Annotated in this window: 8 protein-coding genes; 5 read left to right on the top strand and 3 right to left on the bottom strand. The window is 33.7% G+C overall.

The annotated features are described in order from the left end of the window. Positions 1-7: 7 nt before the first annotated feature. Entirely contained in the window at positions 8-3,118 is a 3,111-nt protein-coding gene (locus tag ASC72_RS09990) for a TonB-dependent receptor (protein WP_056190335.1), read from the bottom strand. Between the two features lie 344 nt (positions 3,119-3,462). Here ASC72_RS09990 and ASC72_RS09985 point away from each other — a divergent pair, with 344 nt between their 5' ends. Continuing rightward, entirely contained in the window at positions 3,463-6,333 is a 2,871-nt protein-coding gene (locus ASC72_RS09985) for a triple tyrosine motif-containing protein (RefSeq protein ID WP_056190333.1), read from the top strand. A 44-nt stretch (positions 6,334-6,377) separates the two neighbouring features. On the opposite strand, the gene murF is transcribed toward ASC72_RS09985, so the two are convergent. Continuing rightward, positions 6,378-7,664 carry a UDP-N-acetylmuramoyl-tripeptide--D-alanyl-D-alanine ligase gene (gene murF, locus ASC72_RS09980; protein ID WP_056190331.1) on the bottom strand — a complete coding sequence of 429 codons (1,287 nt, stop codon included), beginning with the start codon at positions 7,662-7,664 and terminating at the stop codon, positions 6,378-6,380. 119 nt (positions 7,665-7,783) lie between these two features. Next, positions 7,784-9,466, bottom strand: coding sequence for a gliding motility lipoprotein GldJ (gene gldJ, locus ASC72_RS09975; RefSeq protein WP_056190329.1), 1,683 nt, complete (start codon positions 9,464-9,466; stop codon positions 7,784-7,786). 214 nt (positions 9,467-9,680) lie between these two features. Here gldJ and porU point away from each other — a divergent pair, with 214 nt between their 5' ends. From porU to pdhA, 4 genes are all read left to right on the top strand, one after another. Next, on the top strand, positions 9,681-13,517 hold the full coding sequence (porU, locus tag ASC72_RS09970) for a type IX secretion system sortase PorU (protein ID WP_056190328.1): 3,837 nt from the start codon (positions 9,681-9,683) through the stop codon (positions 13,515-13,517). Between the two features lie 41 nt (positions 13,518-13,558). Then, positions 13,559-14,761 carry a type IX secretion system outer membrane channel protein PorV gene (porV, locus tag ASC72_RS09965; RefSeq protein WP_056190325.1) on the top strand — a complete coding sequence of 401 codons (1,203 nt, stop codon included), beginning with the start codon at positions 13,559-13,561 and terminating at the stop codon, positions 14,759-14,761. A gap of 77 nt (positions 14,762-14,838) precedes the next feature. Beyond that, positions 14,839-15,321: a cytidine deaminase gene (gene cdd / locus ASC72_RS09960; protein ID WP_056190323.1), complete on the top strand. Its 483-nt coding sequence runs from the start codon at positions 14,839-14,841 to the stop codon at positions 15,319-15,321. 157 nt (positions 15,322-15,478) lie between these two features. Continuing rightward, positions 15,479-16,477, top strand: a complete 999-nt coding sequence (gene pdhA / locus ASC72_RS09955) for a pyruvate dehydrogenase (acetyl-transferring) E1 component subunit alpha (RefSeq protein WP_056190513.1) — start codon at positions 15,479-15,481, stop codon at positions 16,475-16,477. Positions 16,478-16,479: the final 2 nt, after the last annotated feature.

The following is a 16,479-nucleotide window of genomic DNA, read 5'->3' as shown; positions in this document are numbered from 1 at the left end:
TTATGTATTAAAATTGTAAGTTAGCTCCAAGCATAAATGATTTTGCTTGTGGATAAATACCTCTGTCTATACCTAATACCTGACCTCCAATTTCTGGATCGTATCCAGTATATTTAGTAAACGTTATTAAGTTTTCTCCTGTAACATAGAAGCGAATCTTATCTGCACCAATTTTAGAAGACAAATTAAGAGGAAGTGTGTATCCAAATTGAACAATTTTCAAACGTACATAATCTCCTTTTTCAAGATAGAAATCAGACATTTTACTAAAGTTTCCATTTCCGTCATTGTTTGCAAGTCTAGGATAATCGTTTGATGTTCCTTCACCTGTCCAACGTCCTAAAGCTTCTGTTTGATAGTTCGCATTTAAGATATCTAATCTGCGTAATCCCTGAAAAATTTTGTTTCCGGAAGCTCCTTGAGCAAATGCCATGAAATCGAAGTTTTTGTAATCTAAGTTTACAGTTAAACCGAAAGTTAATTTTGGTAAACTTGTTCCTAAGAATTGTTTGTCGTCATCAGAAATAGAACCATCTCCATTATTATCAACCCAACGGAAATCTCCTGGTTTAGCACCTGGCTGAATTAATCCACCAGCAGCATTTGTATAAGCAGCAATTTCGGCTTCGTTTTGAAAAATACCTGCTGTTTTGTATCCAAAAAATTCATTGTATGAATGACCAACCTGAGTTCTTGTAACAGGTCCCATAGATTGGAAAGAAGCGTCTCCAATGATAAATTGAGTATCAGGTCCTACATAAGTAACTTCATTTTTCAAAGTTGCAACGTTTCCGTTTACTCCTAAGTTAAACTCACCTAATCTTTTCTTGTAGCCAAGTTCAAACTCAAGACCGCTATTGTTCATATCAGCAACGTTAGCCCATGGTTGTTCTGCAACACCTACATATCCAGGAATAACTACTGGTCTTAAGATACCTGTTGTTTTTTTCTTGTAATAGTCAAAAGTGAAGTTGAAATCATTAAACAATCTTGCATCTATACCAAAACCTACCTGAGAAGTTTCTTCCCATTTCAAATCAGGGTTGTCAAGAGTTACATTAGCATACCCAGTTGTTATAGATCCGGTATTTCCAAAAGAATAGTTATATCCACCAGATACTAAAGAGATATATCTGAAATCAGCTACCTGGTCATTACCCACAACTCCATAACCTCCACGGAATTTTAATGTATTAACTACGTTGTTTTCTTTCCAGAAATCTTCTTTAGAAACTACCCATCCAAGAGAGAATGAAGGGAAAACTCCAAATTTATTATTTTCTCCAAAACGAGTTGATCCATCACGACGAACAACTCCCATGAAAAGGTATTTCTCCTTATAATCATAGTTAAGACGGCTAAATAAAGATGTTACTTTATGCTGAATAAAATCATCTGTTGAACTGCTTCTGTCTGATTGTGGAATATCAAAATCAAATGATGCATCTTTATAACTTGTAATTGGCAAACCAAACATTGTCGCTCCAACTGCACCACCAATATTTTCAACATATGTTCCCTGTCCCAATAAAACACTCACATTATGATCACCAAATTTCTTTGCATAAGTAAGAACATTTTCAATATTCCATGCAAATGATTTATTATTGTTTTGATAATAACTATTTTTTAGTGTATTTACGTTTGCACTTAAAAAGTTTACCGGTGTAAATCCCTGGTCTCCCCAATATGCCATTTTACCACCTATTGTAGTTCTAAATTTCAAGCCATCTATAATGTTTGCTTCAAGATAAGCATTTCCAACAAAATCATCAGACCAATTGTATCTTCCTAATCTAGTTTGAACATATCCAAGAGGGTTTGTCATTTCCTGACCAACAACAGTAGAAATACCATAAGGATTTCCATTCTCATCACGCATTACAGGATTTGTAGAATATGGTGCTGCGTTAGCAACAGCCGGATCAGTAACTACCAAAGGTGTAGTAGGATCAAGGTTGATAGCTGAACTTAAAGGTCCGCCAAATTCACTGTTTTTATTACCTACATCTAAAGTCTTTTGTTTTGTGTAGCCAAAAGTTTGCCCAAAAGTAAAATATTTAGATATTTTGTGTGTAGAGTTTAAACGAAAACTCTTTTTTGTGTAATTAGAGATTTCACTTGTTACGATACCTTGTTGATCCTGAACTCCAAAAGAAGCATAAAAAGTTGAAGATTCTCCACCTCCACTAATGCTTAATTCATGAGAATATCTGTAAGCCTGATCATTAAAGATCGCATCTTGCCAATTTGTACCATTTCCTAAAGCATTAGGATTTGCATATTTAATTGCTCCGCCATCTGCTAATGATTTTTCATTCATGATAGTAGCATACTGTGTCGCATTCAATAGATCAAGTTTTTTTGCCGCAGAAGAAACTCCGGAGAAACCAGTATAGTTTACTGATATTTTACCTGATTTTCCTTTTTTAGTAGTAACTAAGATTACCCCTGTTGCAGCACGTGTTCCATAAATTGCAGCAGAAGCAGCATCTTTAAGAACCTCAATAGATTCAATATCTGATTGATTTAAATAACCAATTCCTCCAGCATCAACAACGTTACCGTCAACTACCCATAAAGGATTGTTTCCGCCATCGCCAAAAGTAGTTATACCACGAATACGAATTGTCGAAGCCGCACCCGGTTGCCCTGAACTAGAAGCAATTGTAACACCTGCAACCCTACCTTGTAAAGCCTGCTCAACTCTTCCGTTTGGTACTTTTTCAAGATCAGCCGCTTTTACACTAGAAATAGCTCCGGTTACTACTGCTTTCTTTTGAGTACCATATCCTACAACCACAACTTCATTTAATGATTGTGATTCTGGTTTTAATTGAATTGAAATCTTTGTTCTTCCATTTACTGCTTCGCTGACAGTAGCGTAACCAATAAAAGTAATTGTCAAAACACCATTTGAAGGTACTTGTATTTGGAATTTTCCATCAAAATCTGATGCTGTTGATTTTGTGGTTCCTTTTAATACAACTGTTGCACCTGGAACTGGCATTCCACTCTCATCGTTTATCATCCCATTTACCGTGACATCCTGAGCCACAGCTATAACCGAGAATAACAAAGACGAAACACAAAAAATAAGTAATTTTGTTAATTTCATTTTTCTAAAAATTTTGGTTAATTAATTAGTAATTTGATGCAATAATAATGTTATTTTTTTACTATCAACAATTAAAATTCATTACAAAAACACATCAAAGTAAAATTTATCACATTACAAAAACACATCATTTTTTTTATAATTAATTGATCTTTAATATATTAAAAACAAAATTAAAGATGTTATCAAAATGTTAATTACAAAAATAAACACTACACTAGTATTAGATTGCTTATTTTTATCAGGGAAACGTCATACTATTCGATGTAGCAATTACAAAAACACATCAAAACACTGAAAAACAATTAGTTACATAATAAAAACCGAAATAAATTAAAAAATTTATGAAATTGATTAAATCATATTTTATTATTACTTTTTTTACATTATTCTCAATATCATTTTTTGGGCAAGTTAAAAGCATCGGTTTGCCTGATGTAAGAAATTACAAGCGAAACGAATATAAAGGAGGAACACAAAACTGGAATATTGGACAGGATAAGAATGGAAACTTATATTTTGCGAATAATAACGGTCTGTTACAATTTGATGGTTCTTCATGGAGAAAATATCCACTACCTAATTTAACTTCTGTACGTTGTCTAAAAATTGATGATTCAGGCAAGATTTTCGTAGGTGGCTATAATGAATTTGGCTATTTCCAACCAAATGAAAAAGGAAAACTTAAATATACATCGTTAGCAAAGAGCGTAGATAAAAACAAAATCAAAATAATTGACTTCATCTGGAAGATTCACACCTTAAATAATGAAACTATTTTTCAGTCTTTTGCCAGAGCTTATATTTTTAAGAACAATAAATTGACCATTTTAGAAGCTCCCAAGCGATTCCAATTTTCATTCGTAGTTGAAAACAAACTCTATTTTCAGGATGAAGAAAAAGGAATATTAGAATATAAAAATGGCAAGCTATATTCCTTACCAAATACCACTAGTTTCAACAACACAGAAATCTGGGCAATGTATGCGCTTGATAAAAACAAGATCTTAATTATAACGCTTGAAAAAGGACTATTTATATACGAGAACAATACGGTAAAACCGTGGAATACTGAAGCCAATAATTTTGTCAAAAAAAACAATTCATTGGGCGGAGTTACAATTAAAAATAACTTTATTGTTTTAAACTCAGTATTAGATGGTATTGCAATTTGTGATTTTAATGGTAAAATAATCCAACATCTTAATCGCAAAAAGGGCTTGCAGAATAATACTGTCCTAACATCCTTTATTGACAATAAAAACAACCTATGGCTAGGTCTCGACAATGGTATTGCTTTTGTAAATGAAGGATCGCCTTTTACCTACTTTGGTTTCAGTTACGACATTAGTACTGTTTATGCTTCCGTGATTCATGAAGGTAATCTATATGTAGCGACAAACCAAGGCGTTTTTTATCATGCCTGGAACAACAGTTTTAAAGCTGACACCTTTAAGCTTGTTGAAGGAACCACTGCACAATCATGGAACGTACAAGTCATAGACAATGAACTAATTTGCTCAAACAACAGGGGCGCTTTAGTTATAAAAGGCGGAAGGGTAACCAATACGATAGACTCTAAAGGTTACTTCGGCTTTAAAAACATTCCAAGCCACCCCGGCTTTTTTATAGGATCAAATTATGACGGATTTGCAGTCTTCCAAAAAACACCTGGCGGATTAATATACAAGAATCAGGTTATTGGTTTTGACAAATCATCAAATAGTTTTGAACTTGACCAATCTTATTTATGGCTTAAAAAAGATGAATCAATCTATCGCATGTCTTTGAGCAATGATTTGACAACATTCTCATCCATCAAAAAAATAGACAGGCTAACTCCTAAATATAAAAACATTGGAAGTATCCAGAAAATTGACAACCAATTATACTTCCAAACCAATAATCATTTTTACAAATATTCTCAGGAACAGGATTTATTTTATGAAGATAAGAACCTGACTAAATTATTTAAAAATATTCCAATCATAAATGCTTTAAGCGAAGATTCTCAATCAAACTTATGGTATGCCTTTGATGAATCTGTTGGCGTTTTAATGAAGCGAAACAAGTATTATACTAATATTGTTGCTCCATTTTCAAATTTAACAGGGAATTTGGTTAGTAACTACTTATCCGTAAACACAATTGATTCTAAGAATATTTTTATAGGATTAACCGACGGATTAGCACATTATGACTCTGAATTGCTGAACAACTTTGTAACAAAACCGAAAGCCTTTATCAGAAGCTTTTCTTTTCCTGGCGACACCATTATTTTAGGAAATAATCAGAATAAAATTGAGAATATTCGAATTCCTTATGCATCTAATCACGTTCGTTTTACATTTTCTTCTCCAACCTATGAAAATCTCGAAAACGTTGAATTCTCCTATCAACTGGAACCTTTTGATGATAAATGGAGCAATTGGTCAACTATTTCAATTAAAGAATATACAAATCTTCGTGAAGGAGATTATAAAATGAATGTGAAAGTTAGAAACAGTTACGGAATTCAATCTGAACCATCTACGCTTTTATTCACGGTTTCTCCACCGTGGTACAGGCATTTTTTAGCCCTTATCCTTTATTTTGTTTTGATTATAGTCGGAATTTATGTTATTTCTAACCGAATTAAAATGAAGATTAGAAAAAACAAATATTACGAAACGATAGAACAAAGAAGATTGTATCTTGAAAAAGAATCAAGAATCAGACAAGAACAATATGATCTGGAAAAAGAAATTGAAAAACTGAAAAATGATAAGCTTCAAATCAAAATCTTAGCAAAAGATAAAGAACTAGTAAACAATTCCCTACAAGTTGTAAAGAAAAACAAAATCTTAAACGGAATTATTCATAAACTAAAAGAAATTGATGTTGAAGCCCTTGATGATTCTACGAAGTTTCAAGTTAGCAAACTAAATAAGAGTATTGTAAAAGAAGTAAATACTGATAAAAGCTGGAAAGACCTGGAAAAACACATCAAGAACGTTCATTTTGAATTTTTGAAGCGTTTAAAAGAAAAATACCCAACTATCTCACCACGTGAACTTGACTTATCAACTTATTTATTGATGAACATGTCAACTAAAGAAATTGCCGAAATCATGAATATTTCGACTGGAGGGGTTGAGCTGGCACGATACCGTTTAAGAAAAAAATTAGGCCTGAATAAAAAAGAAAACCTAATTGGTTTTCTAATGAGTATCTAAGAAACAAAAAAGCCATTCGTTGTCGTAGACTGGCTTTTTTGCTATTATGAAATATATTCCAAAGTTCGCTCCAAAGCCATACCTCTGGAACCTTTTATTAAAATACTATTATTTTCAAAATGTATCGTTTTCAGATGATTTGAGAAATCTTCAAAAGTCTCAAAAAAATGAATGTTTTCACTTGAAATCTTATTTTCGTAAAATGACTTCCCGATAAAATAACAAATTGATTTATTTTGGTTTATTAATGAATCAACAACGATTTTATGTTCTTGCTGACTCTCTCTTCCCAATTCAAACATATCACCTAAAACCATTACTTTATTCTCGCTATCCAATTGAAGGAAATTGGTAATAGCAACAGCCATACTACTCGGATTTGCATTATAAGCATCCAGAATAATTTGATTCGATCCCTTTTTTAATAACTGCGACCGGTTGTTTTCCGGAATATAACTTTCAATTGCTTCTTTTATAGCTTTGTCATCCACTTTAAAATAACACCCGATAGAAACTGCTGCATTAATATTATTTGCATTGTACAATCCAATTAAATGCGATTGAACACTAAATTGATCATAATCAATAACAACAAAAGGATTTGCAGTAATCTTTTTGATTTTGACATTAGCCTTATTATTATCAATACCAAACGTAAAAGATTTTATACCAACAGATTTTTCAATTTGTATAGGATCTTCAAGATTTACAAAAGCCAATTTATTATTCTTAGCCAAATACTGATACATTTCGCTCTTACCTTCTATTACACCTTCAACGCCGCCAAAACCTTCTAAATGTGCTTTTCCAAAATTGGTTATATATCCGTAATCTGGTTGAGCAATTTCACATAAAAATTCAATTTCTTTTTTATGATTTGCCCCCATTTCCACAATTCCAAATTCAGTTTCTGCATTAAAACTTAATAATGTTAACGGAACACCAATATGATTATTCAAATTTCCAACTGTAGCTTTCGTTTTGTATTTTTTAGACAAAACAACATTAATAAGCTCTTTAGTTGTAGTTTTTCCGTTACTACCTGTCAGGGCAATAATGGGTAATTTTAGATAGGCTCGGTGAAATTTTGCTAATTCCTGCAGCGTTTCTAAACTATTATGAACCAAAACTGTTCTTTCATCTATAAAATAAGATTCATTGTCTATAACAACAAATAAAGCACCTAATTCAAGTGCTTGCTTCGCAAAAGTATTTGCATCAAAATTTTCGCCTTTAATAGCAAAAAACATCGAATCTTTTTCAATTTTTCTTGTGTCAATTGAAAGAGATTTACATTGTAAAAAGAGGTTATGAATTTCCTGAATATTCATTTATAAAATTTTTAATAGACCGTAAAAATAGAAAAAAATAAACACAAAAAATTCCAAATTCCATACTGAAATGTTCAGCTTTTGGAATTTGGAATTTTTGTAATTGAAATTTCTAAGACTTAGTTTCTAGGCGATTTTCTTTTTTCAGCTTTTGAACCTACTCTAGACATAGCACATCTAAATCCGATGTAATCTGTTGCCATATCCTGAGGGAAATATCTTCTTTGAGCCGGATCTAACCAATATGCTCTGTCTCTCCAGGAACCTCCTTTGTAAACTCTTACTTTATCATCGATTAAAGTAGTACGTTTGCTAGAGTTGTCATATTTTCTAATCATCTTACCCAAACTATCAGTAGTGATATTATGTTTAGGAGAATTGTACATTGCCTGATCTGTTTTTGGTCCTGATTCAGAATCTCCAAAGTCAAAATATCTTGAAGATTGTTTGTCACCATCTCTATAATTGATATTATCGCTTGTACTGAAATTTGTTCTCAAATATGTTTCTTGTTCGTCAACTGGAACCTGAGCAATCTCTCCCGGAAGATTTCTTGCTACAACTTTACCGTTGCTTAAAGTATCATATTTAATGCTTGCTGTTGAAACGATTTCAATTTTACCGTCCTTACCAATTTTGTTCTTAGCGTATTGATTACCTCTGTAGTAGTTGAAATCATTCGCTTCATTATCAATAATTGGTCTGTAAACATCGGCAACCCATTCTGCTACGTTACCTGCCATATCGTATAATCCGAAATCATTTGGTGCATAACTTTTTACAGAATTTGTAATATCAGCTCCATCATCAGACCAACCTGCAATTCCACCGTAATCACCGTTTCCTTGTTTAAAGTTAGCCAATTGATCTCCTTTGTTTTTACGTTTTGATGAACGTGTATAATCTCCAGACCAAGGATATTTCTTTTGTCCTTTATAGATATTATATTCTCTTTGTCCAACATCAGCTGCAGCTGCATACTCCCATTCAGCCTCAGTAGGAAGTCTGTACTCTGGTAATATAACTCCTGAAGAACGTTGTGCGTACACATTTTTCTCCTCTACTACACCATCTTTATTAGCTTTTGGTCTTCTTCCGTTTGGATTTTTCTTTAATACAAGTTCTTCGTTACCACCATAAGTAGTAGAAGGCGAAGCAAGGTAAGCTTCAGTATTAAACAAACTTTCGGCACTTACGTCTGTAGTTTTAGCACCTTTTTTAAGATATCCGTCTTTTTCAAGAACAGCTTCATTTACACGGTCTGTTCTCCATTTACTAAATTCAACTGCCTGAATCCAGTTTACACCAACTACAGGGTAGTTTGCATAAGAAGGGTGTCTTAAGTAGTTGTTAGTCATCGTTTCGTTATATCCTAAACGATTTCTCCATACTAAAGTATCTGGCGATGCTCCTTCGTAAATATTCTTGTAATTTTCTTCTGTTGGAGGAAAAACTTTCTTCAACCACTCCAGGTACTCTAAGTACATACCGTTCGTAACTTCAGTTTCATCCATATAGAATGATTGTACGTGTTGTTGAGTTGGCGTGTTATTCCAATCGTGCATAACATCATCCTGTACTTTACCCATAGTAAATGTACCTCCTTCAACAAAAACTAAACCAGGACCAGCCTGTTGTTTTTTCCCTGCATTTCTGGCAGAAGTTCCATTCTGACTATCTACGTCCCAACCTGTTGCTCGAGAAGCGTGACTGGAACTCGATTTTTTGCTACAACTAGCCGTGCCTAACATCAATACCATTGACATCATTAATTGCAAGGCTACAATTTTGTTTACTTTCATACTCATTCTTAGGTGATAAATTTAGGTGCTGCAATATAATAATTAACATTTAATTAGCAACATCTGTTCTAATAATTTTATTTCACTGTTTTTTTACCAGAAAATAACCTATAGTTACGAACGCAAAAATATACTTTTTATTATTTACTATAACATGAAATACTATATTTTTACTTACTAAAATATTTTAAAAATAATTTCGTTTTTTCAACTTATGAAACAAGCCTTAATCTTACATTTTTTTCTGGTTCCAATTTTGGCTTTTTCCCAAATAAATAGGGACTTCACAATAGATTGGCAAACTAAAAAAGAAATGAGTTTTGGCGATTTTAAAATGATCGTACCTTATTTTTCAGGTAATAGTTTCAGGTATGATATTTCAAAAAAAAGCATAACATTACTGCTTAATTTGAATCAATCTGATTATTCCAACAGTTCTTCTGTTCAAATTTCCAACATTATTTATGAATCAGTCTCTATCTCTGATTTGGGTGATTTATCGCTGGGAAACATCCCCGAAAAACCAAATGAAACGTTAAAAATCGCCTCTTCAAGAGATAAAAAACAAATTTTTATCTCACTTTCACCTATTATTAAAGAAGGAAACAGCTTTAAAAGAATTCGATCATTTTCTTATAATTTAAACAATAATACATCCAAAAGCAACAGTACTTCTCTCACACAAAAATTAAATATTATTCAAAATTCAGTGTTAGCGAGTGGAGATTGGTATCGCTTTTACATCGAAAAATCAGGCGTTTATAAAATTTCAAGAGCTTTTTTGCAAAGCTTAGGGTTTGATCCTTCTAAAACTGGTCCTAAAAGAATCAAAATTTATGGCAACGGAGGAAGAATGCTTCCTTTAATGAACAACACTTATTACCCAGACGACTTAATTGAAAATGCCATTCAGATTATTGGTGAATCCGATGGCGTCTTTAACAATGAAGACTATATCCTTTTTTATGCTGAGGGAACAGACAACTGGAATACCGAGAGTCAGACAAACCTCAATTTATTTGATACCAAATCATATTATTATATAACAGTAATTGGCGGAGATGGAAAGCGAATTCCAAACCTGAATCAGCCTTCTTCAAATACCACTCTCGAGCTAAACACGTTTGATGACTATCAATCTCACGAAATCGACCAGACCAATATTGCTCATCTGGGACGTCAATGGTTCGGGGAATCATTTGATATTAATCAGGAACAGGAATTCTCATTCACTTTCCCAAATCTTGATGTTTCCGTACCTGTAAAAATTGAAGTTAGTGCTGCATCGGCTGCCTTTACTCCTACGTCATTTGCAATTGCTGCTAATGGTCAAAGTATTGGCACTATTAATTTCAATGCATTAGTTTCAAGTTCAGATATAAAGTTTTATACCGGAAAACTACCTGTTAATACCGTTTTCACAGGAACTGAAAGCGTAAAAATAAAACTTACCTATAATAATAACGGAGTTCCGGGATCGAAAGGATATCTCGATTACATCAATTTGATTGCCAGACGAAAATTATTAGGTACAGGAAAACAATTTAAATTTCAATACGATTTAGCCGGTTCAACTACCGGAATTGCAAATTACACGATTGGAAACGCTTCAGGCATTTCTCAAATTTGGGACATTACAGACCTATATAATGTATCAAAAATAGAAAACCCAAATCAGGCAACCTTCAGCTTCAAGGCTTCATTAGGAGAAGTTCGAAAATATATCGCCATTGATCCTGCAGATTATTTCACTCCTTTAAAAGAGAGTCAATCAAAAATCACCAATCAAAACTTAAAAGGAACCATATTTAAAAATGCACAAAATAGTTTTCAGGATATCGATTATGTAATTATTGCTCCAAAGTTTTTAGTTTCCCAGGCTGAAAAATTAGCTAATTTTCATCGTACTTATTCTAATTTAAACACAAAGGTAATTACCTTAGAGAATATCTATCAGGAATTCGCTTCAGGAAAACAAGACATTGCAGCTATTCGCAATTGCATTAAATACATTTATGAAAATGCTTCTTCGCCAGAAAAAAGAATAAAATATGTAAATCTATTTGGAGATGCTTCATTTGATTATAAGGATAGAATTTCGAACAACACGAATATTGTACCTATATATCATTCCTTAAATAGTAATACAATTGGAGAATCTTCATTTGCTTCTGATGATTTTTACGGGCTCATGGATCCGGATGAAGGAAATATCATTTCGTTTTTTGGCGGAATTGATATAGCCGTAGGAAGGATGTTGGTTTCAGACAATGCTCAGGCGGGAGAAATGGTTAATAAGGTATTGGAATATCATGATACAAAGTCGTATGGCAACTGGAGAAATAATGTTGTTTTAGTCAGTGATGATTCAGACCAAAGTTCTGACGCTTCTTTACAGTCGCGCCAAAATAGTTTAGCTGATGTTATTGCAACTGAAAAACCGTTTTTTAATATCGATAAAATTATTTTAGATTCTTATACTCAAGAAGCTTCAGCAGGAGGATCAAGATATCCAAAAGCAAGAACTGATCTTTTTAATGCTTTTGAAAAAGGAGCTTTAGTTTTTAATTATTTAGGACATGGTGGTGAAGATGGTTTGGCAAGTGAGCGAATTTGGGAAAAATCAGATGGTCAAAACTTAAACAACCAATATAAATATCCTTTATTCATCACTATTACATGTGAATTCTCAAGATTTGACGACCCAACAAGACCAACGGCCGGTGAATATACTTTTTGGAATCCAAAAGGAGGTGCTATTTCGATGCTGACTACGATCAGGGCAATTGGTCAGTTTAATGCCGAAAACTTCAATGATAATTTAAGCAAAAACCTGCTTTCTTACGGCTCAAATCAATACACAACAATTGCAGAAGCACTTCGAATTTCAAAAAATGAAAACCCGAGTTATTCCAGTAATGTTATTTTTTACATTGGAGATCCCGCTTTGATGTTGGCGATACCGAAACCAAGAATAAATTTAACAAAAGTAAACGATGTTGTGATTTCACAACCGATTCCAGACCTTAAATCGCTTTCAAAAATTAAAATTACAGGTGAAATTACAGATGAAAACAACACATTATTAAGCAATTACAACGGTGAATTAGCTACAGCTATTTTTGACAAATTAATTACAACTTCGACCTTAAATAATGATGGATATAGCCCTGCAATGTCATTCAAAACTCTTGGAGAAACTATTTTTAGGGGAAATGCGACCGTAACCAATGGCCAGTTTGAATTTAGTTTTGTTGTTCCGAGAGACATTCGAATTCCTGTTGATTATGGGAAAATTAGTTTTTATTCGAAAAAAAATCAGCTGTTAGAAAATCAATCGGGTTATAGTAATATTATTAAAATTGGGGGAATAAATGAAAATGCACCTCAGGACAATATTAGTCCAAAAGTGAAGTTATATATGAACGACGAAACTTTTGTTTCAGGTGGTATTACGAATAGCTCACCTTTTCTTTTGGCGCTATTAGAAGATGAAAATGGTATAAATACCGCGAGTGGAATTGGTCATGATATTGTTGCAATTTTAGATGGAGATGTAAGCAATCCGTACATTTTGAATGATTATTATCAAACAAAATTAGACGATTATACGAATGGAAATTTACGTTTTCCGTTAAGAAATCTGTCCGCAGGTATGCACACAATAAGTTTCACAGCCTGGGATGTTTACAACAATCCCGTTACAAGTGAAATACAATTTATCGTCGTTGGAGATGAATCATTGACATTAACCCATGTTCTTAATTATCCGAATCCATTTTCAACTTATACCCAATTCTGGTTTTCACATAACAGGCCTTATGAACCTTTGGATGTGCAGGTTCAGGTAATGACTATTACCGGAAAGGTTGTCTGGACAAAAAATCAAATCATTACTACGGAAGGTTTCTTATCAAGAGAAATAACCTGGGACGGAAAAGACGATTTTGGGGACCGAATTGGAAAAGGAGTTTACATTTACAAACTCACTGTCAAATCAAATTTAACAAATAAAAAAGCAGAAAAGTACGAAAAGCTTGTCATATTATAATAATATATATATTTGTATCATAAATACCATTAGCCCTATAAATGAAAAAAATATCACTTTTATTACTTTGTTTTTTAATTGTTGCATACGTTAAAGCCCAAGATCGACCTATTACAACTGGAGTTCCGTTTTTATTAGTAGCCGCTGATGCGAGAGCAGCAGGTTTGGCAGATCAGGGTGTAGCAACTTCTGCTGACGCTTATTCTCAACAATGGAATCCTGCAAAATATGCTTTTGCATTAGACAAGCAAGGTCTCTCAATTAGTTACACGCCTTATTTAACAGATTTAGCCAATGATATTTCACTTGGTCAATTAACCTATTATAATAGGATCAACGAAAAAAGTGCCTTTGCAGGAAGCTTTCGTTATTTTGGCTTTGGAGATATAGAATTAAGAACAACAGGAGATCCTAATGAAGCTGCCAGAATAGTTTCACCAAACGAATTTGCTTTAGATGGTTCTTACTCTCTAAAACTTAGCGAAAAATTTTCTATGGCAGTTGCTGGAAGATATATTCGTTCCAATTTAAAAATTGCCTCAGAAGATATTGATGCTTCCGCTGCAAAATCTTTCGCTGTCGATGTTGCCGGATTTTATCAAACAGAAGAAATTGCGTACTCAGATTTTAATGGGAGATGGAGAGCAGGTTTCAATGTTCAAAATTTAGGCCCAAAAATCAGCTATGATAATGATGATTTGAGCGCTAACTTTTTACCTGCCAATTTACGTCTAGGTGGAGGTTTCGATTTTATTCTGGACGATTATAATAAAGTTGGCGTTAGCGTTGAATTCGCTAAACTCTTAGTACCGACTCCTCCGGGACCAGGAACACCAGTCGATGCAAATGGAGATGGGGATTTTACAGATCCGGGAGATATTTCGCAGGAACAGGCTAACACTATCAATTATAACAATTACAATGATATCGGTTGGGTTGAAGGAATTTTTAAATCATTTGGAGATGCTCCGGGTGGCTTTAGCGAAGAATTAAAAGAAATTACCTATAGTGTAGCCGGAGAATATATGTATCAGGACTCATTTGCTGTAAGAGCAGGTTATTTCCATGAAAGTCCGCAAAAAGGAGCTAGACAGTTTTTCTCCTTAGGCGCTGGTTTCAAATATAATATCGTAAAAATCGATGTTTCTTATTTATTCTCTACTTCAAAAGTTAAAAATCCGTTAGAAAACACACTTCGTTTTTCTTTAACGTTTAACTTTGGCGACAAATACGAAGAATATTAAAAAGACAAAATAAAAAAAACAATAACAATCCAAATTTCTATTTTTTAGGAATTTGGATTTTTTTTCCCATAAAAACAATGAAAGAAATAAGCGTCACATCATCATTTATAGTATACGACAACTTAAAAGAGCTTACAGCTGAAATTCAGGATTTAATGAATCAGGCTGTTGAAATTCGCAAAAAAGCATACGCACCCTATTCTCAATTTAGAGTTGGAGCTGCATTACTTCTAGATAATGGAAAAATAGTTGTCGGATCAAATCAGGAAAATGCAGCTTATCCTTCGGGTTTATGTGCAGAACGTGTGGCCATCTTTTACGCGGGTAGTGTTTATCCTGAAGCTAAAATCTTAAAAATGGCAATTACCGCAGCCTCAGATACGAATAAAACTACAGCTCCAATTCCACCTTGCGGTTCTTGCCGACAATCAATTGCAGAATATGAAATCAAGCAGGACACCCCTATCGAAATCTATTTTATGGGCGAAACAGGTGAAGTTTATCAATCAGCATCCCTAAAAAATCTGCTTCCATTTATGTTTGATAAAAAGTTCTTGTAAAAAAAAGCCAAAAAACAGCGTTTAAATTTTAGTTCTTAAATGTAATGTCTTATTTTTGCATCCCGACCTTTCGGGCGCAAATTTGTGGGAGGAAACTATTTTGCGTTATAGGCAACAATTGATAACACAAACAACTTTAGCAAAAGAAAGAATTCAGATGAAAGAAGTTACAAAAGAAGTATATTTAAAGTGGTACGAAGACATGCTGCTTTGGAGAAAGTTTGAAGACAAACTTGCAGCATTATACATTCAACAAAAAGTTAGAGGTTTTCTACACTTATATAATGGTCAGGAGGCTGTATTAGCGGGTGCTTTGCACGCTATGGACTTGACCAAAGATAAAATGATTACTGCTTACAGAAACCACGTGCAGCCAATTGGTATGGGCGTTGATCCTCGACGTGTAATGGCTGAGCTTTTAGGAAAAGCAACAGGAACTTCTAAAGGTATGGGAGGTTCTATGCACATTTTCTCTAAAGAACACCGTTTTTACGGAGGTCACGGAATCGTAGGTGGACAAATTCCGGTAGGAGCTGGTTTAGCTTTTGCTGATAAATATTTTGAAACTGGCGGTGTTACCATGACTTATTTTGGTGATGGAGCTGCAAGACAAGGTTCACTACACGAAGCTTTTAACATGGCAATGTTATGGAAACTTCCAGTTGTATTTATCGTTGAAAACAACGGTTATGCAATGGGAACTTCTGTTGAAAGAACTGCAAATCACACTGATATCTGGAAACTAGGTTTAGGTTACGAAATGCCTTGCGGACCAGTTGACGGAATGAATCCTGTAAAAGTTGCTGAAGCAATGACTGAAGCAATTGACAGAGCCCGTCGTGGAGACGGACCAACTTTCCTTGAAATGAAAACGTACCGTTACAGAGGACACTCTATGTCTGATGCACAACTATACCGTTCTAAAGAAGAGGTTGAAGAGTACAAAAAAATTGACCCTATTACACAAGTTTTAGATGTAATTATGGATCAAAAATATGCTACAGAAGAAGAAATTGAAGTAATTGACCAACGAGTGAAAGACCTGGTTGAAGAATGTGTGAAATTCGCTGAAGAATCTCCATATCCTGAATTACAACAATTATACGATGTAGTATATGCACAAGAAGACTATCCATTTACACCTCATAAACTATAACA

The organism is Flavobacterium sp. Root420 (assembly GCF_001427905.1).
Lineage (GTDB): Bacteria > Bacteroidota > Bacteroidia > Flavobacteriales > Flavobacteriaceae > Flavobacterium.
This window is presented reverse-complemented; position numbering and strand designations above follow the sequence as displayed.